This is a genomic window from Pigmentiphaga sp. MLSB6-MA01, from assembly GCF_058793475.1.
Genome location: NZ_JBXAFV010000013.1, coordinates 176,427 through 197,956, shown reverse-complemented (window position 1 = coordinate 197,956; position 21,530 = coordinate 176,427). Strand labels below are relative to the sequence as shown.

The 21,530-nt window shown below is 66.4% G+C and carries 19 protein-coding genes and 2 tRNA genes; 12 read left to right on the top strand and 9 right to left on the bottom strand.

Annotated elements, in window-relative coordinates; translation table 11 throughout:
- The first annotated feature begins 232 nt into the window (after positions 1 to 232).
- The 3 genes from AC1Q6E_RS21065 (at position 233) to pbpG (ending at position 3,425) form a co-directional block, all read left to right on the top strand.
- A complete protein-coding gene (locus AC1Q6E_RS21065; protein WP_492573462.1) occupies positions 233 to 1,096 on the top strand; it encodes a DMT family transporter in 864 nt (287 codons plus the stop codon).
- A 105-nt stretch (positions 1,097 to 1,201) separates the two neighbouring features.
- Entirely contained in the window at positions 1,202 to 2,197 is a 996-nt protein-coding gene (locus AC1Q6E_RS21060) for a tripartite tricarboxylate transporter substrate binding protein BugD (protein WP_152796171.1), read from the top strand.
- Between the two features lie 193 nt (positions 2,198 to 2,390).
- Positions 2,391 to 3,425: a D-alanyl-D-alanine endopeptidase gene (pbpG, locus tag AC1Q6E_RS21055; RefSeq protein WP_152796173.1), complete on the top strand. Its 1,035-nt coding sequence runs from the start codon at positions 2,391 to 2,393 to the stop codon at positions 3,423 to 3,425.
- Positions 3,426 to 3,446: 21 nt separating this feature from the next.
- Here the strand turns inward: pbpG and AC1Q6E_RS21050 are convergent, their stop codons facing one another.
- The 6 genes from AC1Q6E_RS21050 to AC1Q6E_RS21025 all read right to left on the bottom strand — a co-directional run bounded on the left by AC1Q6E_RS21050 (position 3,447) and on the right by AC1Q6E_RS21025 (position 8,770).
- Complete coding sequence (locus AC1Q6E_RS21050; protein ID WP_152796175.1) at positions 3,447 to 4,274, bottom strand: IclR family transcriptional regulator; 828 nt, start codon at positions 4,272 to 4,274, stop codon at positions 3,447 to 3,449.
- 202 nt (positions 4,275 to 4,476) lie between these two features.
- Positions 4,477 to 5,520, bottom strand: a complete 1,044-nt coding sequence (locus tag AC1Q6E_RS21045) for a quinone-dependent dihydroorotate dehydrogenase (protein WP_296559057.1) — start codon at positions 5,518 to 5,520, stop codon at positions 4,477 to 4,479.
- A 14-nt stretch (positions 5,521 to 5,534) separates the two neighbouring features.
- The gene (locus AC1Q6E_RS21040; RefSeq protein WP_296559055.1) at positions 5,535 to 6,362 is read right to left on the bottom strand and encodes an arginyltransferase; all 828 of its coding nucleotides are present in this window, start codon (positions 6,360 to 6,362) and stop codon (positions 5,535 to 5,537) included.
- A gap of 7 nt (positions 6,363 to 6,369) precedes the next feature.
- Positions 6,370 to 7,125 (bottom strand): leucyl/phenylalanyl-tRNA--protein transferase, encoded by a 756-nt coding sequence (aat, locus tag AC1Q6E_RS21035; protein WP_152794394.1) that lies wholly within the window; start codon positions 7,123 to 7,125, stop codon positions 6,370 to 6,372.
- A gap of 17 nt (positions 7,126 to 7,142) precedes the next feature.
- Positions 7,143 to 7,760 carry an NUDIX hydrolase gene (locus AC1Q6E_RS21030; RefSeq protein WP_296559052.1) on the bottom strand — a complete coding sequence of 206 codons (618 nt, stop codon included), beginning with the start codon at positions 7,758 to 7,760 and terminating at the stop codon, positions 7,143 to 7,145.
- Between the two features lie 62 nt (positions 7,761 to 7,822).
- On the bottom strand, positions 7,823 to 8,770 hold the full coding sequence (locus AC1Q6E_RS21025; protein WP_152795860.1) for a LysR family transcriptional regulator: 948 nt from the start codon (positions 8,768 to 8,770) through the stop codon (positions 7,823 to 7,825).
- An 85-nt stretch (positions 8,771 to 8,855) separates the two neighbouring features.
- On the opposite strand from AC1Q6E_RS21025, the gene AC1Q6E_RS21020 reads away from it, so the two are divergent.
- From AC1Q6E_RS21020 to AC1Q6E_RS20985, 8 genes are all read left to right on the top strand, one after another.
- Positions 8,856 to 10,490 carry an FAD-dependent monooxygenase gene (locus AC1Q6E_RS21020; protein WP_492573460.1) on the top strand — a complete coding sequence of 545 codons (1,635 nt, stop codon included), beginning with the start codon at positions 8,856 to 8,858 and terminating at the stop codon, positions 10,488 to 10,490.
- Between the two features lie 46 nt (positions 10,491 to 10,536).
- Positions 10,537 to 11,535, top strand: coding sequence for a Bug family tripartite tricarboxylate transporter substrate binding protein (locus AC1Q6E_RS21015; RefSeq protein ID WP_492573459.1), 999 nt, complete (start codon positions 10,537 to 10,539; stop codon positions 11,533 to 11,535).
- Between the two features lie 31 nt (positions 11,536 to 11,566).
- Entirely contained in the window at positions 11,567 to 12,610 is a 1,044-nt protein-coding gene (locus AC1Q6E_RS21010; RefSeq protein WP_152795854.1) for an amidohydrolase family protein, read from the top strand.
- 20 nt (positions 12,611 to 12,630) lie between these two features.
- Positions 12,631 to 13,596 carry a Bug family tripartite tricarboxylate transporter substrate binding protein gene (locus AC1Q6E_RS21005; RefSeq protein ID WP_296559046.1) on the top strand — a complete coding sequence of 322 codons (966 nt, stop codon included), beginning with the start codon at positions 12,631 to 12,633 and terminating at the stop codon, positions 13,594 to 13,596.
- 9 nt (positions 13,597 to 13,605) lie between these two features.
- The gene (locus AC1Q6E_RS21000) at positions 13,606 to 14,556 is read left to right on the top strand and encodes a VOC family protein (protein ID WP_152795850.1); all 951 of its coding nucleotides are present in this window, start codon (positions 13,606 to 13,608) and stop codon (positions 14,554 to 14,556) included.
- Positions 14,553 to 15,422, top strand: coding sequence for a fumarylacetoacetate hydrolase family protein (locus AC1Q6E_RS20995; protein ID WP_152795848.1), 870 nt, complete (start codon positions 14,553 to 14,555; stop codon positions 15,420 to 15,422). The genes AC1Q6E_RS21000 and AC1Q6E_RS20995 overlap by 4 nt, the downstream gene beginning before the upstream one ends.
- 21 nt (positions 15,423 to 15,443) lie before the next feature.
- Positions 15,444 to 16,379 carry a 3,5-dioxohexanoate:acetyl-CoA acetone transferase gene (gene kce, locus AC1Q6E_RS20990; protein ID WP_296559043.1) on the top strand — a complete coding sequence of 312 codons (936 nt, stop codon included), beginning with the start codon at positions 15,444 to 15,446 and terminating at the stop codon, positions 16,377 to 16,379.
- 62 nt (positions 16,380 to 16,441) lie between these two features.
- Positions 16,442 to 16,518: transfer RNA gene (locus tag AC1Q6E_RS20985), tRNA-Met, on the top strand.
- Here the strand turns inward: AC1Q6E_RS20985 and AC1Q6E_RS20980 are convergent.
- A complete protein-coding gene (locus AC1Q6E_RS20980; protein WP_296559039.1) occupies positions 16,489 to 16,989 on the bottom strand; it encodes a hypothetical protein in 501 nt (166 codons plus the stop codon). The two genes, AC1Q6E_RS20985 and AC1Q6E_RS20980, sit on opposite strands and share 30 nt — an antisense overlap.
- Between AC1Q6E_RS20980 and AC1Q6E_RS20975 the strand changes: the two genes are divergently transcribed.
- Positions 16,988 to 19,027 carry a CocE/NonD family hydrolase gene (locus tag AC1Q6E_RS20975; RefSeq protein WP_492573457.1) on the top strand — a complete coding sequence of 680 codons (2,040 nt, stop codon included), beginning with the start codon at positions 16,988 to 16,990 and terminating at the stop codon, positions 19,025 to 19,027. The two genes, AC1Q6E_RS20980 and AC1Q6E_RS20975, sit on opposite strands and share 2 nt — an antisense overlap.
- Positions 19,028 to 19,243: 216 nt before the next feature.
- Here AC1Q6E_RS20975 and AC1Q6E_RS20970 read toward each other — a convergent pair.
- Both AC1Q6E_RS20970 and AC1Q6E_RS20965 read right to left on the bottom strand, forming a co-directional pair.
- Positions 19,244 to 19,320, bottom strand: a tRNA-Met gene (locus tag AC1Q6E_RS20970).
- A 63-nt stretch (positions 19,321 to 19,383) separates the two neighbouring features.
- Positions 19,384 to 21,405, bottom strand: coding sequence for an FUSC family protein (locus tag AC1Q6E_RS20965; protein ID WP_492573456.1), 2,022 nt, complete (start codon positions 21,403 to 21,405; stop codon positions 19,384 to 19,386).
- Between the last annotated feature and the right edge of the window lie 125 nt (positions 21,406 to 21,530).

Below are 21,530 nucleotides of genomic sequence, written 5' to 3'. Positions count from 1 at the left end.
GGAAACGAATAAGTGACTGATTGAAGTCATGTTTTCGTGCCAGCGGCGCGCAGCGGCCGAAACCGGGGGAGGCAAAGCGCCGATTGCCGTCCGGACTGGGGGCGTGTTGCAGCGCGCCACATCTATTTGGTGCGATGCGCCATGGGTGGGGCGAGCCACGCGCCTTCGCATGGTGCGGAAAATGGCCCGGCGGCTACACTTTCCGCCTGACCCGATCCGAAAGGCCGCCGTCGTGGGCTCTTTGTCGCCATCCCGCCTGATTTCTCCTTTCTTCGTGCTGATCTGGAGCACCGGTTTCGTCGTCGCCCGCTATGGCCTGCCCTATGCCGAGCCCTTGACCTTTCTTTCGATGCGCTTTGCCGGCGTGCTGGTGGTCCTGGCGCCGTTCGCCGCCGCCGCCGGTATCGTCTGGCCGGGCTGGCGGCAGCGTCTCCATATGGCGGTGGCCGGCGTGCTGTTGCAGGCCGGATACCTGGCGGGCGTCTGGATCGCCATCCACCTGGGCATGGCCGCGGGGCTGGCGGCGCTGGTGGTGGGGTTGCAGCCGCTGCTGACGGCCGTGGCAGGGCGGTGGATGGGCGAACCTCCCTCCGGGCGGCAATGGGCGGGGTTGGTCCTGGGGTTCGTCGGCGTGGCGCTGGTGGTGGGCAACCGCATCGGTACGCAGGGCCTGACCTGGCAGGCCCTGGCCTTCGCCGTGGCGGCGCTGCTGTCGATCACCGCGGGCACGGTCTACCAGCGGCGCTTCTGCCCCGGGGTGGACCTGCGGGCCGGGCTGCTGCTGCAGTTCGGCGCCTCGCTGGCCGTGGTGCTGCCGGCGGCATGGCTGTTCGAGACCATGGTGGTGCAATGGACCTGGGCCTTGGCGGGCGCCTGGGCGTGGTCGGTCTTCGCCCTGTCGATCGGCGCGATCTGCCTGCTGTTCCTGCTGATACGGCGCGGCGCCGCCACGCGCGTGGCGAGCCTGATGTACCTGACCCCGGCGGTGACGGCGCTGATGGCCTGGGCGGCCTTCGGCGAGCCGCTGACCGCGACCATGGTGGGGGGCATGGCGCTCTCGGCGTTCGCGGTGGCCTGGGCTCAGGGGAAACGATAGGCGAAACCGTCACGGTTTCGCGGTTTCCATCCCTTACACTCTTCTCACCGCCGGGGGAGTTGTCAGCTCGCGGCGCAACTATTTAACGAGGCAGGAGATACAAGAATGGCTATCCACAAGAAAGCTGTGTCCGCGGCAATCGGGGCCACGGCCCTGGCCAGCGCGGCCGTCCTCGCGCCTACGCAGGCGATGGCGCAGGGCTATCCCACTCGCCCGGTCACCATGATCGTTCCGTTTGCCGCCGGCGGCCCCACCGACGTGGTGGCGCGCTCGCTGGCCGAGTCCATGCGCAAGTCGCTGGGGCAGACCGTGGTGGTCGAGAACGTCGGCGGTGCGGGCGGCACCATCGGCACCGCCCGCGTGGCGAAGGCGGCGAACGACGGCTATACCGTGCTGCTCATGCACATCGGCTTTTCGACCGCGCCTGCCCTCTACCGCAAGCTGAGCTACGACCAGGCCCACGACTTCCAGCCCATCGGGCTGACCGTGGACGTGCCGATGACGATGATCGCGCGGGAGAACTTCCCGGCGGCCAACATCAAGGAATTCCTGACCTATGTGAAGGCCAATGCCGGCAAGCTGTCGATGGCCAATGCCGGCATCGGTTCGGCGTCGCACCTGTGCGGGCTGATGTTCATGAGCACGATAGGCTCCGAGTTCCAGACCATCCCCTACAAGGGGACCGCGCCGGCCATGAACGACCTGCTGGGCAAGCAGGTGGACTTCATGTGCGACCAGACCACCAATACCACCGGACAGATCAAGGCCAACAAGGTCAAGGCCTACGCGGTCACGAGCAAGACCCGCGTGCCCAGCCTGCCTGACCTGCCCACGCTGGACGAGTCCGGGCTGAAGGACTTCTCGGTGGGCATCTGGCACGGCCTGTGGGCGCCCAAGGGAACCTCGCCCGAAATCGTCGCCAAGCTCGAAGCCTCGCTGAAAGCCGGCCTGGATGATCCCGCGTTCAAGCAGCGCATGAACGAACTGGGTGCCATCGTGCTGAACGACAAGGCCACGCCGGCGGCCCTCGACACGCTGGTGAAGGCCGAAACCGCCAAATGGGGTGCGGTCATCAAGAAGGCTGGCGTCTACGCCGACTGAGGCCGACGTTCACGGCTCCAGGGGCGGTCGTCCGAAAGGGGCGCCGCCCCATTTTTTGCCTTTTTTGTAATTTTTGCAGTGGCATTTAAATAACGACTTAAAATATGCGCGCTAAGTCGTTCATTTAATGGAGATTTCCGTCAAGAAATCTGATATGCTGCGGCGCCTGGGCCAAGTTGTTACTGGAGGAAGCATGGCGCGCATCAGAAAGAGCATATTGTCGGTTTCATTGCTATGCGCGCTGACCGCCGGGCTCGTCCTGCCCGCGGCCACGCCTGTCGCCTACGCGGCCACCACGACCTCCAAGAGCGCGAAGGCCGCCAAGGCCAAGCCGGCGAAGAAAGCCACCGCCGGCAAGGCCAAGGCCGCCCCCACCAAGAAACGCGCCGCCAAGCCGGCGGCCCCGAGGAAGGCGGTCGCCGCCGCCGGCATCCGGCACGCTTCCTACGCTCCCTCCGCGGCGCTCGAGGATGCCGATGGCAATCTGTCGCTGCGGTCCAGCGTGGCTTTCGTGCAGGACCTGAATTCCTCCGATGTCCTGTTCGCCAAGAACGAAGGCGCCGTGGCGCCCATCGCCTCCATCACCAAGTTGATGACCGCGCTGGTGGTGGTCGACGCCGGCCAGCCGCTGGACGAGATGATCGAGGTCACGACCGACGACATCGACACGCACAAGTTCACGCATTCACGGCTGTCGGTGGGTACGCGCCTGTCGCGCGCCGATATGCTGCACCTGGCGCTGATGTCGTCCGAAAACCGCGCCGCCAATGCGCTGGGCCGCAACTATCCCGGCGGCCTGCCGGCGTTCGTGCAGGCCATGAACGCAAAGGCGGTGGCCTTGGGCATGCAGGATACGCACTACGTCGAGCCTACCGGCCTGTCGAGCGAGAATGTCTCCAGCGCCCGCGATCTCGTACGCCTGATGCGTGAAGGTTCCCAGCGCCCGCTGATCCGCCAGTACACGACGGATACCGAGTATGCGGTCGACGTTGCCGGCAGGCAGCAGACCTTTCGCAACACGAATCGGCTGGTGGCGCGTTCCGACTGGAACATCATCGTGTCCAAGACCGGCTTCATCAATGAAGCCGGACGCTGCCTGGTGATGCTGGCCAACATAGGTGGCCGCGACATGGCCATCGTGCTGCTGGATTCGGTCGGCTCGCTCACGCGTACGGCCGATGCCCAGCGCATCCGCCAGTGGGTCCAGCGCGAGATCGGCGCGTTGTAGCCTGCTTGCGCGCCGGATTCGTCACGCCGCCGACATGGCGTGCGACGGCTCGTAGCCCAGCGCGTCGGAGATCTGGCCCGCGGTATCCACCAGCGCGTCTATCCAGCCGTCCTGCATCCGGTCCGCCGGTGCCGAGATAGACAGGCCGGCGATCAGCTTGCCCGTGTCGTCATGGACGCCCGCCGCGATGCAGCGCACTCCCATTTCCAGCTCCTCGTTGTCGCGGGCATAGCCTTTCGCGCGCACCTGCTCCAGCTCGCGTTCGAGCTTGGCCAGATCGGTCAGGCTGTTTGCGGTATGGCCCTGCAGGCCGGTGCGCAGCGCGTAGGCGCGGATCAGGCGGGCATCGTCGGCCGACAGGAAGAGCTTGCCGGTGGAGGTCAGGTGCAGCGGCGCGCGTCCGCCGATGGCGCGCACCACCTGCATGCCCGAACGTTCGCTGTAGGCGCGATCGATGTAGACGATCTCGTCGCCCTGACGCACCGAGAGGTTGACGGTCTGGCCGGTCAGGCGATGCAGCATGCGCATGGGCGTGATGGCGGCGTCGCGGACGTTGAGGCGGCCCTTGACCAGATGGCCCAGCTCCAGCAACCGCATGCCCAGGCTGTACATGCCGCTGTCGACGCGGTCGACGTAGCGGCCGGCGACGAGATCATTCAGGATGCGGTGGGCGGTGGAGGGGTGCAAGCGCGTGGCCTGGGCCAGTTCTTTCAGGCTGACGGGATCGGGATGCTGCGCGAGGGCGTCGAGCAGGTGCATGGTGCGCTCGAGCACCTGGATGGCGATCTGCGGCACGGGGGCGGCGGACGGGGCGATCATGGCCGCGTCGGGGGTCGTGACTCTGGGCATTGTCGTGGTGAGTCTCTACGCGATGAAGCTAGTTTATCCCATATGGTGAAATGCTATAAGCTTTATTACACCGCAGATGGGTGGCCTTTCTGCGTTGCAGCAGGCCATTTCTTATAGGATCAGTATAACGCCAATGCAATGAATTTCCGCAATGCAGCATTCCCCATTGTCATAGTTATCCGGCGGACGGGGATGCCTGGCGCTAGCGCCGGGCCCGGGAGACGGCCGACAGGCAGTCACCGACCAGCGCGGGGCCGCGATAGATGAGCCCGGTATAGAGCTGGACCGCGTCCGCGCCCGCCGCGATCTTCTCGGCCGCATGGCGGCCTTCCAGGATGCCGCCCACGCCGATGATGGCGAGCGCGTCGCCGGCCTGGCGCCGCAGGCGTTCGACAACCCGCAGCGACATTTCCCGCACCGGCGCGCCGGACAGGCCGCCCGCCTCACCCGCATGGGGCAGGCCCTGGACGGCGTCGCGCGACAGCGTGGTGTTGGTGGCGATGACGCCGTCTATGCGGTGGCGCGGCAGCAGGTCGGCGATGGCATCGACCTGGCTTTCGTCCAGGTCCGGGGCGATCTTGACCGCCAGCGGCACGCGGCGTCCGTGTTCGGCCGCCAGGGCATCGCGCGCCTGGTCGAGCTGGCGCAGCAGGCCGGACAACTCGTCGGCGCCCTGCAGGCTGCGCAGGTTCTGGGTGTTGGGCGACGAAATGTTGATGGTGACGTAGTCGGCGTGCGGATAGACCGCCGCCAGTCCGGCCATATAGTCGTCGGCTGCCTTGTCGATGGGCGTATCGGCGTTTTTGCCGATGTTCAGCCCCAGGATGCCGCCACGGGCGCGATAGCCGCTGCGCTGGACATTGGCCAGGAACACGTCCAGCCCGTCGTTGTTGAAACCCATGCGGTTGATCAGCGCTTGGGCGCGGGGCAGGCGGAACAGCCGGGGGAGCGGATTGCCTGGCTGCGGCCGGGGCGTGACCGTGCCGATTTCCATGAAGCCGAAACCCAGGCTGCCCAGCGCGTCGATGTGCGCGCCGTTCTTGTCGAGTCCGGCGGCCAGTCCCACCGCATTGGGCAGCGTCAGGCCCATGAGGGTCACGGGGCGGTCCGGGACGCGGGCGGGGCGTGTCCATCCCAGGTCGTGTACGCGTTGCAGCGTGGACAGGGTCAGGGCATGGGCGGTTTCGGGTTCCAGGGCGAACAGGGCTGGACGCAGCAGCGGATAGGCTTGAAAAAACGCGGACATCAGGCGGGTGGGGATCAGGAGGTGGAGGGCGGCGCATCGTCGGGATGGCCGGGGCGGGTGGAGGCATGCAGGCGGCTGGTGTCGATGACGGCCGGCGCGGCGGGCTGGGTGGCGGGCGGGTCGGTGTATTCGCGCCATTCGCCGTTGACCAGCATTTCCAGCGGCCGGAAGTTCACCTTGTAGGTCATCTTCGGGCTTTGTTCTATCCAGTACCCCAGGTAGAGATGGGGCAGTTCCAGCAGCCGGCATTGCTCCAGCTGCCAGAGAATGTTCCAGGTGCCCAGGCTGCCCTTCAGGTCGGGATCGAAGAAGGTGTAGACCGACGACAGGCCGTCGGACAGCACGTCCATGATGGACACCATGCGCAGGCAGCCCTGGCGGTCGCGGAACTCGACCAGGCGGGTATTGACGCGGCTCTGGAGCAGGAATTGGGCATATTGCTCGCGGCTGTCCTGGTCCATGCCGCCGCCGCGGTGGCGGGTCGATTGATAGCGCTGGTAGAGCGCGTAGTGTTCGGCGGAATAAGCCAGCTCGGCCACGAAGACCTGCAGGTCGGCATGGCGCTTCCAGGTGCGGGCCTGGGTGCGGTTGGGCAGGAAGCGGTCCACCGGCACCCGCACCGGCACACAGGCGCGGCAGCCATCGCAATGCGGCCGGTAAGTGAATACGCCGCTGCGGCGAAAGCCCATGCGCACCAGTTCGGAATAGACGTCGGCGTTGATCAGGTGGCTGGGCGTGGCCACCTGCGAACGCGCCAGCCTATCCCCCAGGTAGCTGCACGGGTAGGGGGCGGTCGCATAGAACTGCAGCGCGGCGAAGGGAAGTTCTCGAAGGTGCGTCATGCGCGGTTCAGCCGGTATCGGCCGCAGCGTGGGGTGCGTCCAGGTCGACGATCTCGCCGTCGTGGCGCAGCCTGCCCGATCGCCACGGAAGCTCGGGCATCCGGGTGGATTTTACAATCAGGCGCTCGAATTCCGCGCGGGCAATCGTGGCGCCCCCCAGCGAGGCCAGGTGGCGCGTGTCCTGTTGGCAGTCGATCATCGTCACGCCGTGGCGGCGCAGGAAGCGCACCAGGTAGGCCAGCGCGATCTTGGATCCGTCGGCGACCCGGGTGAACATGGATTCCCCATAGAACATCCGGCCCAGGCCGACGCCGTACAGTCCGCCGGCCAGTTCGCCGTCGATCCAGGTCTCTACCGAGTGGACCTGGCCGTGCCGGTGCCACGACCGGTAGGCCCGCTGCATGGGCGGCGTGATCCAGGTGGCGGGGTGCTCGTCGCTGCGAGGCGCCGCGCAGGCGCGCATGACATCGTCGAAGGCCGTATCCACCCTGATCTCGACGGCGGGATCGCGTTCGACCTGCCGCAGTTTCTTGCGCAGCGAGCGCGACGGCGAGAAGCGGTCGGTGAACAGCACCATGCGTGGGTCCGGACTCCACCACAGGATGGGTTCGCCCGGCAGGTACCACGGAAAGACCCCATGCGCGTAGGCGGCGCGCAGCCGTTCGATGGACAGGTCGGCGCCCACGGCCAGCAGGCCCGGGGGATCCTCCAGCGCATGGTCGAGCGGCGGGAAAGGGGTGTCCGGCTCCAGCAGGGCCGGCATGCGCGGGCGCGGCGGGCTCAAGGGGCGGGCGGGGAGACCGCGGGAACCGGCTCGGGGCCGCGCAGCAAGGTGTCGCTGTGGATCTGGAAGACGCCGCGCGCGCGGTCGGAGAAGAACAGCTTCAGCGCGGTCGAGACCGAGCGGAAGGCCAGATCGTCCCACGGGATCTCGTCCTCGTCGAACAGCCGCGCTTCCAGGCTTTCGGGGCCCGGTTCGAACTCGGGGTCGGTCAGGCGGGCCAGATAGAAGATGTGGACCTGGTCCACGTGGGGTATGTCCAGCACGGCGAACAGCGGCCCCATTTCGATGCGGGCGCCGGCTTCTTCCTGGGTCTCGCGGGCCGCGCCCTGGGACGTGGTCTCGCCCAGCTCCATGAAGCCGGCGGGCAGGGTCCAGTAGCCGTGGCGCGGCTCGATCGCCCGGCGGCACAGCAGCACCTGCTTTTCCCACACGGGAATGGTCCCCAGCACCATGCGGGGATTCTGGTAGTGGATCGCGCCGCAGTGGTCGCAGAGATCGCGTTCGCGGTTGTCGTCGTCGGGAATGCGGCGGGCCAGCAGGTTGCCGCATTGGGAGCAGTAGCGCTGGGAGCGCGGAGCCGGGAAGTACGTGAGGGCGCGTTCGGAAGCGGTCATGGCGTGTCCAGGGGGCGGAGGCGGCGCTGCGCCCCGGCGATTGCGGAGATCCGGGAGGTGCGTCAAGTATACGAGAGGTCGCCGGGCGAGGCGGGCTGGCGTTCGCAGCCCACCGCATAGACCAGCGAGCGGAAGAACCGGTTCGCGGGATCCCCGGCCACGCGCGAGTGCCAGTACTGGTGTACGTCGATGGCCGGGATCCGGAGCGGCAGGCGGACCTTCTTGATGGACGCGATGGGCCGGAACAGGTGGTAGACCTCGTCGGGAATGATGGCGATCAGGTCGCTCGCGGCCACGATGAAGGGGATCGCCGCCACGTGTTCGGTGGTGAGGCGCACCAGGCTGTGCCCGCCATGCTTGCGCAGTTGATCGTTGATCCACGCGAAGGTGATGGGCACGGACGAGGATTGCACCTGGGGCGTGCGGCCGAATTCGCGCAGGGTCATGGTGTCGCCGATGCGCGGATGGTCCCGGCGGGCCACGCAGACGTAGGCGCGGCGGTAGAGATGCTGACGCAGCAGGGCGTCGTGCGGGCGCGGGACGTGCCCGGCGACGATGTCCAGTTCCCCCGATTCCAGCGCCGCGGCCATGGTATCGGCCGACACCTGCGTGGGCGCGAGGCGGGCGTGCGGGGCGACCTCGGCCAGGCGCTTCATCAGTTTGGGCACCAGCACGATGGCGCCGATCTCGTTGACGCCGATGCGGAATTCCCGGTCCGTCAGGGCGGGATCGAAGCGGGCCAGCCCCGCGATTTCGGTTTCCACGATGCGCAGCACCCGCGCGGCCGGTTCGGCCAGCCCCTGGGCGAAGGGCGTGGGCGCCATCCGGTTGCCCACGCGCACGAACAGCGGGTCGGCAAAGCGTTTTCGCATGCGGTCGAGATGGTAGCTCAGCGCCGACTGGGTCAGGCCGAGCCGCCGGGCGGCGCGGGTGACGGTACCGTCTTCGATCAGCGCCAGCACGGCCCGCAGGTCCGCGATCTGGGGGTCTTGGTTATCTGGATTATTCATAACATATATCAAGGTAATGATCTTTCCAGAGCTTCGCCGAATGCCTAAGCTGCTGTCAATTCAAGAAAACAGGCAAGGAGACGGGATGGTGGGCGAGACGCTGCTGGAAACCGATGTGCTGGTGGTCGGAGCGGGTCCCGTGGGGCTCGCGCTGGCCATCGAACTGGGCATGCAGGGCCGGCGCTGCCTGGTGGTGGAGCAGCACGACCGGGTGGGACTCGCGCCCCGCGCCAAGACGACCAACGTGCGTTCGCGCGAACTGATGCGGCGCTGGGGCGTGGCCGGCAAGCTGGCGCGGGTCGCGCCCTTCGGCGTCGACTATCCGTCCAACGTCGTGTTCGCGACACGGCTGGCGGGCCGGGAACTGGCGCGGTTCACCAATGCGTTCTATTGCTCGCCGGAGCGCGACGACCGCTTTCCCGAGCACGCGCAGTGGGTGCCCCAGTACAAGGTGGAAGAGGTGCTGCGCGACCATGCCGAGAGCCTGCCGGGCGTGCAACTGCGTTTCTCGACACGGCTGGAGGATTTCTCGCAGTCGGACCGGGGCATCGAAGCGGTGCTGGCGGGGCCCGATGGACCGCTGCGCGTGCGGGCCGCCTACATGGCCGGCGCGGACGGCGCCCGCAGCACCGTGCGCGCCCGGCTGGACATCCGGATGGAGGGCCTGTCGCCGCTCTCGCATCACCGCAACATCATCTTCCATGCGCCGGGCCTGGCCGACATGCATGGGCTGGGGCCGGCCGTCATGTACTGGCTGGTCAATCCGGAGGCGCCGGCGGTCGTCGCGCCGCTGGACGGCAACGACATGTGGACCTTCGGCTACGCCCGCCGCGACGGCGCAGAGCCGGCCATCGAAGGCCTGATGCGCGCCGCGCTGGGCCTGGACATCCCGATCGACATCCGCCATCGCGACGAATGGACCGCGCATCGCCTGATCGCCACGCGCTACCGCGACGGCAGGGTGTTCCTGGCTGGCGACGCCTGCCACCTGCACCCGCCTTTCGGCGGCCACGGCATGAACATGGGCATCGGCGACGCCGTGGACCTGGGCTGGAAGCTGGCGGCGGCGCTGGACGGCTGGGGCGGCCAGGCGCTGCTGGACAGCTACGAGGCGGAGCGCCGCCAGGTGCATCGCCGGGTGGTGGACGAGGCCGTGCACAACCTGTCGCACAGCTCCGGCAGCTTGTGGCGCGCGGGCCTGGAGGACGACGGGCCGGCGGGGGACGCCGTGCGGCGGGAAGCCGAGCGGGCCATCCTCGTGTCCAAGCGCCAGGAGTTCGATTCGCTGGGCGTGGTGCTGGGCAGCCGCTACGAGCGGTCTCCGGTGCTGGCGCACGAGCCGGAGGGCGCGGACGAGCCCTGGGATTCGACGCGCTATGTGCAGACCGCGCGCCCGGGTTGCCGCGCGCCGCATGCCTGGCTCGCGCCGGGCCGCGGGCAGGGGGCCTCGTTGTTCGACCAGTTCGCCTTTCGCGGATTGACGCTGCTCGCGACCCGTCCAGCCGCGCGGGACGCGGCCCGGGAACTGGCCGCGCAGGCGGCCGGCACGGGCATTCCGCTGACGGTTATCGCGCCCCCGATCGAAGGCTTGCGCGAGCTGTATGGCGCCGACCTGGCGCTGATCCGGCCGGACCAGTACGTCGCGTGGCGAGGCGGCGATCCGCGGGAAGGCGCCGCGGCGCTGGAGCTCGCGGCGGGGCGCGCGGCGGTCCATGCCTGAGGTTGAGCCGGCTTGTTTCCCAACGAGTAAAACCGGAGACGGATTCATGAACCTAGGACGACGCAACGGGATGGCCGCCAGTCTTGTGCTGTTGGGTGCCCTTTTCGCGGTTTACCGAGTGGCGCACGGCGCGGATCCGGAAAAGCCCTTTCCCGCCAAGCTCGTGACGCTGGTCGTTCCATTCACTGCCGGCAGCGGTAGCGACACCATTTCCCGCGTCATCGCGCCCAAGCTCTCGGCGCGTTGGGGCCAGCCGGTCGTCGTCGACAACCGGCCCGGGGCAAGCGGCAATATCGGAACGCAGCATGTCGCCCGTTCGGCGCCCGATGGGCATACGCTGTTGATGGCCATCAACACGTTCACCATTACCCCTGCGCTGTACAAGAACCTTCCCTACGACCCGATACGCGACTTCGTGCCGATCGGAAAACTGGCCGAAGTCAATTCCGCGCTGGTGGTGCATCCTTCGCTTCCAGTGAGCGACCTGCGGTCCTTCGTCGCATACGTCAAACAGCGCCCGGGAGAACTCAACTACGGGACACCGGGCAACGGTACACCGCATCACATGTCGATGGAGCTCCTCAAGAACGCCGGGGGCCTGTCCATTGTCCATGTGCCCTACAAGGGAATCGCCGGGGCGATCACTGACCTGGTCGGCGGGCAGGTCCAGGCCATGATCGCGGGCATTCCGTCGATCCGCACCCAGGCGCAGGCCGGGAAGCTCAAGGTGCTGGCAGTGACGGGCGATAGCCGCAGCGAGCAATTCCCCGCGGTGCCGACCTTCAAGGAGCAGGGGTATCCAGGGGTGGGAGAAGCCTCCGGCTGGTATGCCGTCCTGGCGCCGGCCGGAACCCCGAAGGATCTGGTGAGCAGGCTCAATCGAGACTTCGCCGAAGTGATGACCAGCCCGGATGTCGTGGCTGAACTGGAGCGGCAAGGGCTGCGGGTGCGCACTGGCCCTCCCGAGGAGCTCCAGGGGCTCATCGGGAACATGCTCGCGCGTTGGAAGGCATTGGCCAGCGCCGCCGGGATCGAACAAGATTAGGTACGAAAAAAATGAGAAATGGAGACTGTTGATGACGCAATTGAAGATCGACATCTACAACCATGTCATGCCGCCCGCCTATCTCGAGCTAGTGAAAAAGCATTCGAAAAGCCCGGGATCGGTCAAGCGTGTGAGCTCCCTGCGCATGCTCTGGGACATGGAGGCCCGGGCGCGGATGCTCGACAGCTGGCCGGAAGTACGGCAGATCATCACTCTTTCGGTGCCTTCGCCGGAAATGATCGGGGATCCAGGTGATTCGCCAGCCTTCGCGCGAATCGCCAACGAAGGAATGGCGGAGATCTGCCGGAAATGGCCCGACAAGTTTCCCGCATTCGTCGCTTCGTTGCCCATGAACAATCCTTCGGCGGCGCTTGTCGAGATGGATTACGCCATCGAGAAACTGGGCGCGCGCGGCATACAGGTGCTCAGCAGCGCCAACGGTATTCCGCTTGACGATCCGCAGGTGTTCCCGATCTTTGAGCGGATCGCGCGTGGACATCGCATGCCTGTCTGGATGCATCCGACGAGCAGCGCCTCAACCCCCGACTACCCGGGCGAGGCGACGTCGAAGTACGAAATCTGGCAGGTCCTGGGGTACCCCGTGGAGACCAGCATCGCCATGGCGCGCATGGTTTTTTCCGGGCTTCTCGAGCGGCTGCCCGAATTGCGCGTCATCACGCATCACTGCGGCGGAATGCTTCCGTATTTTGCGGGCCGCGCGGAAACGCTCTGGGCTCAATTGGGCTCCCGCAGCGAAGATCCCAAGGTGGCGGATGTCCTGCGGACGCTGTCAAAACCCCCCATGACTTATTTCAAATCCTTCTACGGCGATACCGTGCTTGGCGGATCGAGCGCCGCGCTGCGCTGCGGCCTCGACTTCTTTGGCGCGGATCACGTTGTTTTCGCGAGCGACTGCCCCTTCGATCCGGAAGGCGGCCCCATGTTCATTCGCGAAGGAATTCGTTCGGTCGAGGACCTGGAACTGGACGAAGCGGACGCAGGAAAGCTTTATTTCGGCAATGCCTCGCGCTTGCTGGGAATGGACTTTGGCTGTACCTGCCAAAAAGAGCAATGACCAACAGGAGACATACACAGATGACGCGCATATTGCATTTGATCGTGGCGGCATGCCTGATCGGGGCCGCCCAGACCGCGGCCGCGTGGCCGACCCGCCCGGTGCGGCTGGTCCTGCCCGGGGCGGCCGGGACGGCGCCCGACATCATGGCCCGGCTGCTTGGCGACAAGCTGTCCAGGATCTGGGGCCAGCCGGTCATCGTCGAGAACAAGCCCGGCGCCGGGGGCCTGGTCGGACTGGCCGCGGTGAAATCGGCCGAGCGCGATGATCACATGTTCGTGTTCACCCCCGCCTCGGTGCTGACACTCACGCCCTACATGTACAAGAGTTCGCAGGTCGACATCGTCCGCGACTTCCAGCCGGTGGCCCTGGTGGGCATCAGCCCGATGATGGCGGCGGTCAGCGCTTCTTCGCCCGCCAACACGCTGGCCGACGTGCTGGCCCTGGCCCGCCGCCAGCCGGACAAGTTCGTGGTGTCGACCACCTTCTTGTATTCGGTGCCCAACCTGGCGGCGGACATGCTGTCGCGCGCAGCCGGCGTACCCCTGCGCGCCGTGCCTTTCGCCAGCAGTTCCCAGAGCATATCGGCCGTGGTCGGTGGCGATGCGCAGATGCTGATCGACGGCGTTCCGCCCATCGAGCCCATGATCAAGGGCGGCCGGCTCAAGCCCGTCGTGATGTTCTCCGACGGACGCGTGCCCAATCGTCCCGACCTGCCCGCGGCATCCGAGACCTATCCTTCGCTGGTCATCAACGGCTGGTTCGCGGTCGTCGCGCCGCAAGGCACGGGCAAGCCGGCGATCGAGCGCATCAACCGGGACCTGGCCACCGTGCTGGCCGAGCGCGACGTGGTCGACAAGCTCGACACCCTGGGTGTCTATCCCAAGCCCATGTCGGTGGACGAATTCGGCAGCTACTGGCGGGACGAACGCACGCGCTGGGAAAAAGTGCTGCGCGACGTGAATGCCCAGCCCGTGCAGCAATAGGAGGCCGGAGTGAGGACAGGACTGGAAGCGGCCTATATCGGCCTGGACAGCACGGCGCCGGCCGCGCTGGGAAGCTATCTGACCGAGGTCGTGGGCCTGATGCCCGGCGAGGCCGCCGCCGACGGGGCCGCCACCTGGCGTGTCGACGGCAAGGCCCAGCGGGTATGGGTGCGCGAGGGCGCGCGCAACGATGCCGCCTGCATGGGCTTCGAAGCGGCCGGTGCGCAGGTGTACGACCGCGTGCTGGGACGGCTGTCGGCCCAGGGCTGGCCCATGCGGACCGGCACGGCGGCCGAGCGCGCGGCCCGGCGCGTGCGGGATCTGACCGTGGTCGAGACCCCTTGGGGCATCCCGCTGGAACTGGTGGCGGGGCTGGAGGATGCCGCCACGCCTTTCGCCAGTCCGCACTTTCCGGAAGGCTTCGTCACGACGGGGCAGGGGTTCGGCCACTTCGTCTTCGCCGTGGGCAGCGTCGACGAATACGACGCTGCCCGCCGCTTCGCCATCGACGGACTGGGCCTGGTCCTGTCGGACTGGCTGCGGCTGCCCATGGGCGATATCGAGATGCACGTCTCTTTCTTTCATTGCAACCCGCGCCATCACTCGCTGGCCATTGCCTATCTGCCCCGGCCCGAGGTCCCGCAGCGCCTGCATCACATCAATTTCGAGGTGGCGCACGTGCGCAGCGTGGGGCTGGCCTACGACCGCGCCCTGCGCGCCGGCGCGCAACTGGCCAATACGCTCGGCCAGCACGCCAACGACGGCATGGTCAGCTTCTATAGCCTGGGGCCCGATGGCTGGCGCGTCGAGATCGGCGCCACCGGCCGCACCGTGGGCGAGGATTGGAGCGACGTGCGCGAATACGACCGCATCAGCGACTGGGGCCACCTGCCGCCCGACGCGCTGGCGCAGGCCTTGGCCGGACCCTCTTCTTCGCACGTATCCACAAGGAACCCATGAAACTCGTCACTTTCTCCCACCGCGGCAGGACTTCCATCGGCAAGGTCGAGGGTACGCGGGTGGTCGATCTGGCCGCCGCCGATCCGGCGCTGCCCGGTACCATGCGGGGCCTGCTTGCCGGCGGCCGCGCGCTGCTGCGGCGGGCGCGCGATATCGACCCCGGACAGGCGCCGGGCTACCCGCTGGCCGACGTCAGGCTGGAGGCGCCCGTGCCCGATCCCGGCAAGTATCTCGCCATCGGCATGAACTACGGCAAGCACGTGATCGAGGCCAGGCGCGCCGGCGTCGACGTGCCCGACAGCCAGGTCTGGTTCAACAAACAAGTCAGTTGCGTCAATGGCCCCTATGACCCCGTGCACATGCCGCGGGTCTCCGACAAGCTCGACTACGAGGCCGAGCTGGGCGTGGTGATCGGCACCCGCTGCCGCCACGTGCCCGCCGAGCGGGCCAGGGACGTCATCGCCGGCTACCTCGTCTGCAACGACGTGTCGGTGCGCGATTGGCAGCGGCGTTCGGCCACCATGACCCTGGGCAAATCGTTCAACACCACCGGCCCCATCGGACCGTGGATCGTCACCGACGACGAGGTGCCCGATCCGTTGGCGCTGACGCTGCGCATGCGGGTCAACGGCGAGGTACGGCAGGAGGCACGGACCGGCGAGATGATCTACAGCATCTACGACCAGATCGCCTATCTGTCCACCGTCATGACGCTGGAGCCCGGCGACATCCTGGCCACCGGCACGCCCTCGGGCGTGGGCGCCGCCATGGATCCGCCTTCCTTCCTCAAGATCGGCGACGTGATGCGTGTCGAAATCGACGGCATCGGCCACATCGAAAACCGCGTCATCGCCGAGCCGGCGTAACGCTTGTCCAGGAGCCTCTTCGTGCCCAGAAAAGTCATCATCACTTGCGCCGTCACCGGGTCGGTACACACCCCCAGCATGTCGCCGCACCTGCCCATCACGCCCGACCAGATCGCCGAACAGGCGGTGGACGCGGCGCGCGCCGGCGCGGCCATCCTGCACCTGCACGCCCGTCACGCGGCCGACGGCAAGCCGGCGTTCGAACCCGAGGTCTACCGCCAATTCCTGCCACGCATCCATGCGCAGACGGACGCCGTCATCAACATCACCACCGGCGGCTCGCACACCATGACGCTCGAACAGCGCCTGGCCGGCGCCATCGACGCCTCCGCGGAGATGGCCTCGTGCAACATGGGATCGATGAACTTCGCCTTGTTCCCCGTGCTGGACAAGATGAAGGACTTCGACTTCCCCTGGGAACGCGAGCACCTGGAGAAGACCCGCAACGCCATCTTCCGCAACACCTTCGGCGATATAGAGACCATCTTCGAACGGTTGGGCGGGGCGCATGGCACCCGTTTCGAGTTCGAGTGCTATGACGTCGGCCACCTGTACAACCTCAAGCATTTCGTCGACCGGGGCCTGGTGCAAGGGCCGATCTTCCTGCAATTCGTGCTGGGCGTGCTGGGCGGCATAGGCGCCGATCCCGAGAACCTCGTACACATGAAACGCATCGCCGACAAACTGTTCGGCGACGGCTACCAATGGTCCGTCCTGGCCGCCGGCCGCCACCAGATGCCGCTGGTCACCCAGGCCGCGCTGATGGGCGGCAACGTGAGGGTGGGGCTGGAGGACTCGCTGTCCATCGGACCGGGCGAGATGGCCACCTCCAATGCCCAGCAGGTGGGCAAGATACGCGGGATCCTGGAGTCCTTCGGCTTCGGGATCGCGACGCCGGACGAGGCGCGCGAAATGCTGGGATTGAAGGGGAGGGAGAAGGTGGCGCTGGCGGCGTGAGTCGATTGAGTCAGGCGGTCCCGGCATGGGCACGCCAATACGTGTATAATCTTTTTCTCAGACGCGGGGTGGAGCAGTCTGGCAGCTCGTCGGGCTCATAACCCGAAGGTCACAGGTTCAAATCCTGTCCCCGCAACCAAACAGAAATGGCCTCGATCGCGTACGCGTCGAGGCCATTTGCATTTACGTTGCCTGTTTTCATCGGCACGGCAATGCCGATGCGCCGTATTGACCGCGTTTTTCGGCTGACATTGAGCGCCAGGTCGTAGGGATGGTTCCGACCGTATGGCGACAGCCCCTGGACAAAGGTAAAAAATAAAACGGCCCCGATCGCATCGCGTCGGGGCCGTTTTATTTTGCCGCGGAAAAATCCGCTGGCAATGGGGACGACCGGGCCGGGTTTTTCCATGAAGAGAAAATCCGGCTGCATGGCCGCGAGGCGCGCTGTATTTTCAGTCCTGACCGGCCCGGGATATACCTGAACAAACCTCCTGAATCTGTCAGAATGCAGGCCGTTGAATGCGCCGCTGTTCGCGGTGGTTGCATTGACAATCGAAATTGATAATTCCAACAGCCAAGCACGTCCGAGGATGGGGAGTCCACAAGCCATGAAAAAACTGGCAATCTGTTTTCTATTGATATGCGGAGCAATTGGCTGCTCCGGAGATGCGGAAAACAGGGATTATGAATTTTCGCTGGAGAACGACACGCTTGAAATGCGGGATGGCGTGCGGTTGGCCGTGACGTACTATCGCCCGTCGGCCAAGAGGGTTGGAGAAACCTTCCCGGTGATCATGGAGATGCTGCCCTATCGCAAGGACGATTTCTTCGCTCTGGGGGATTATGAATATGGTGCCTATTTCGCCAAGCGTGGTTATGTCGTTGCAAGGGTGGACGTGCGCGGAACCGGCGGAAGCGAGGGCGGCATCCCCGCCAGCGAATATTCCGAAGCGGAGATTTCCGACGCCGAGGAACTGATCGCGAAGCTGTCCCGGAAAAGCTGGTCCAATGGCAACGTGGGAATGTACGGCCTCTCGTGGAGCGCGTTCAATTCCCTGATGACGGCTCACAGGAAACCCGCCGCGCTCAAGGCCATCATTGCCGCGCATGGTTCGACCGATCTTTTCTACAACGATGTCCATTACATCGACGGTGCATTGCACATAGACTCCTATGCGCATCAGATTGATACCGATAACGCCATGCCGCGGAGTCCGGACTATCGGATCGACGAAGCGTATTTCCGGGATCGATTCGACCAGGAGCCCTGGATATTCACCTGGCTGCGTCAGCAACAGGACAGCGATTTCTGGCGCAAGGAGTCCATAAAATTCAGGGCGCCGCTGGAAGTTCCCGCTTATCTGATCGGCGGCTTGCTGGACGGCTATCGTGATTTCGTCATGGACGTCAGCAGAACTTCCAAGGCTCCCGTCATCGCCGAGATCGGGCCATGGAACCACGCTTGGCCGGAATACGGCGTGCCCGGCCCCAACTACGAGTGGCGGCAGAAAGCCCTGCGCTGGTGGGATTACTGGCTCAAGGGAATCGACAATGGCGTCCTGAATGAGCCCCGCTGGACGACGTTCATGCGCACCGGGCACCCGCCAGCCACCGACCTGAAGAACGTCCCCGGGTTTTGGCGCTGTCACAAGCAATGGCCGGTGGATGGCAGCAGTTCCCAGCGTCTTTATCCGCATACCGCACAACAATTGACCAAGACGCCTTCGATGCCGGGGGATATCCAGAGCTTGCTCTATCGCGCGGGGGCCGGGATGGGGGCTGGCGGCTGGTGGGGCGAGCAGACAGGAGACATGGCGGCGGACGACGCCCACAGCCTGGTCTACGATTCAGCCCCCTTGACCGAAGCCGTGGACATCATGGGGATGCCGCAGGTGCGCTTGCGCGTGGCGGCGGATGCGCCTTTTTATCAGTGGACGGTGCGCCTGGAAGACGTTGCCCCGGATGGCAAGGTGTCACTGGTCAGTGGCGCGGCCATCAATCCATCGCAGCGGTTCTCGCGGCTTGCGCCCGAGGCGCTGATACCGGGTGAACCGACCACGCTGGCTACCTCGATCCACTTCACGACGTGGCGCTTCAACCCGGGGCATCGTATCCGTCTGGCGGTCGCCAACGCCCAATTTCCCATGATCTGGCCCAGTCCCACGCCCGGCACCACGAGCCTTTTGCTGGGCCATGACACATGGGTCGAATTGCCGACCGTGCCGGTGGCAAGCGGCGCGGATCAAACCTGCGTGCTACCCGAGCCGGAGCCCAGCGACGTTGCGCCGTTCGGCGAAGAGCTGGAAAAGAACGGCCCGGTTTTCAGCAGTGAGCGTGACGAAACGACCGGTACTTCGAGCTTCTCGACTTCCAGCGACATTGCCTGGACCATTCGAGGCAACAAATACTATTCCAGCGAATCGTACCGTTGGGACGTCAAGGACGCCACGCCCGCCGACGCCAGCTACCAGGGCGAGCGCAGAAACGTGTTCAAGATCGCGAGCAATGAAATAGATCTCTCCACCAAGGCGCTGATCGAATCGGATGCTTCGTATTTTCACGTCACCTTCACCAAGGTCTTGCGACAGAATGGCATCTTGGTCAGGGAAAGAACGTGGACAGACCGGATTGCGCGAATGTATCAGTAGAGAACGCAGGCTGAGTATGGCCGGGGCCGCGCTGCCCGTGGATGGGCAGCGTGCGCAGGCGTGACCGGCCCCTTCCGGGGCGTCGGCGTTCCGCCGAGTGTGGACGATGCGTGCGCGAGGGGGAGGGCTTGCGGCGGACGCCGCGCGGATTGGCTGCGCTTGGCTGGCGCCAAATGCACAAGGGCTTATCGATGTTCGATAAGCCCTTGATTTGTCTGGTTGCGGGGACAGGATTTGAACCTGTGACCTTCGGGTTATGAGCCCGACGAGCTGCCAGACTGCTCCACCCCGCGTCTGAGAAAAAGATTATATCCCTGTCATCTTCCCAATGCAAACTGGACCGTGGGCAGGTGCGTTCAGACGCGCTTCCTGCCGTCCCGTGCGTGGGAGGAAGGGCGATCCTCGACTCGCTGCGCCCATGCCCTCGCAGGCTGCGAGCGGAAGAAGGCCGTGTGCTCGGTCAGGTGTTCCGCCGCTTCCTCCAGCCAGCGGGCGGCGGGCACCGCGGCGGAGGTGTTCCCCTTGCGGGCCCGGTTGGCGTAGTTCTGCAGCGTTGCGCCGGCGTCGTGCGGCACGGCCAGCGGTTTGCTGATCGCGTGCAGGGCCTGTCCTATCCACGGTGCTTCCGGCGCATCGGGCCGCCGGTCGAGCAGATGACCCATGCGCGCGAGCGCGTGTCCCAGGGACAGGGCCGCCAACGCGCCGTCGGCGGTGGCGGTTTCCGTGCCGGAGCGTGCGATCAGTGCCAGGATCAGGAAGCGCAGGCGGGCGAGGTGGCGTGCCGCGCGCGCTGGCGTGTCGGCCCGTTGCGCGAGGGTGGCGATCTCGGCGCGTATGGCGTGATGGAGGTGCCGGCGGCGGCGCAGGGTGGTCATCGGGATCAGCCACCGGTAGGCGGCGTAGCTGCATGCGATGCCTGCCAGCAACATGAGCTCGACCGTGAGCAGCGCCATGGGTTCGGCCGGCTCGGTATTGACCGGCTGCGCCAGCACCGCGAACAGCATGTTGAAGGCCAGGCCGATGAAGGCCGTGCCGCGATGCGCCTGCGCCGTGGCCGCGGCCAGGATGAGGGGCGAGGCCAGGGCCAGTGACAGCCAGGGATGGGGCACGACGGGAGCGACGCCTACGCGCCACGCAAAGGCCGCGACCGCGGCCGCGGTCGCGCCGGCCAGTACGCGCCGCATGAGCGGCACCGGTTCGTCGACCGAGGCGAAGAGGGCGGTGAAGATGCACGCGCCCAGCATCAGGTAGCGCAGGGGCTCCCAGCCGGATGCCAGCCACGCCCCCGCCGCAAGCGCCGAGATGGCCACGCCGCGCCAGGCGGCGACGCGCATACCGGCGATATCAGGATGGATGATGGTGGGCGACGGGGCGGGTTCCGGCAGGGTCGCCGCCATGTTCCGGTAGCTCGCGGCAATGGTCGCCAGCGCCTGTTCGAATTCGTCCAGGCAGGTATCGAACAGCGGATCGGCGCCGCGCAGGCGGCGGGTCGCGGTACGCACGATGGCCAGCGAGGATCCGCGCCCCGCCTGGATGGTCTCGGCCAGGTCGTCCAGGCTGGCCCGCAATTGCTCCAGGTCTTCCGCGTGGCTCGGGGCCAGTGCCCGAGCGTGTTGGCGCAGCGCCGGCATGATGGCGATCAGGTCGAGCAGTCCCGCCAACAGGCCGCGCATGGGCTTGAGCCGGCGGCGCTGGGACAGGGATCCGGCCGTGGCGTCCTCGGCGGTGGCTTCCAGTTCGGCCAGCGCGGCCACGAGCCTGCGAGCGCCTGGCGCGGTATCCGGTATTTGGCCCGGCCCGAGCAGGCGGGCGGCATGGCCCACCGTCGCGCAGAGCAGGCTGCGGGTCTTCTCCAGCAGGGCGGTCGCCGGAGAGGGCGGGTTCCATAGCGCGATGACGAGCAGCGATGCGGCGATGCCTATCATGTTGTCGAGCACGCGCGCCGCCGCGAAGGCGGCGGTGTCGAGCGGCGTGCCGGCTGTCAACACGACGATGACGGCGGTGGTCAGTCCGCACAGGGCCGCGCCGTAGGCGCGCTGGTGTCGCAGCAGGTTGCTGGCGCCGCAGCACAGGCCCATCCATACGCACAGCGCGGTGAGCAACAGGGCCGGGGCGTCGCCCGTCAGCGCGGTCAGCCCGACGGCCGCCAGGCCGCCGGCCAGGGTGCCGAGCAACTGCATCAGGCTGCGCTCGAGCAGCAGCCCGCGCGTGGGCTGGCCTATCATCCAGACGGCCATGGCCGCCCACCAGGGGTTGGCGATGGAGAAGGCGGTCGCCGTCGCCATCGCCAGTATCGAGGCGGCCGCCAGTCTCAGCGCGAAACTGCGCGAGGCGGGGTGGCGAAGAGCGGGAAACAGGAGGAAAGGCTGGATGTGCATCGATGGCCCGTTGAAACTGAGCCTCCTCCAGCTCTGCCGGATCGTGGTGTCCGGCTTCGCGGCGCCGTCCAGGCGGGCCGCGGCACGATTATAGAGGCTCGCGCCTCGTGGTCGTATTCCGGTGC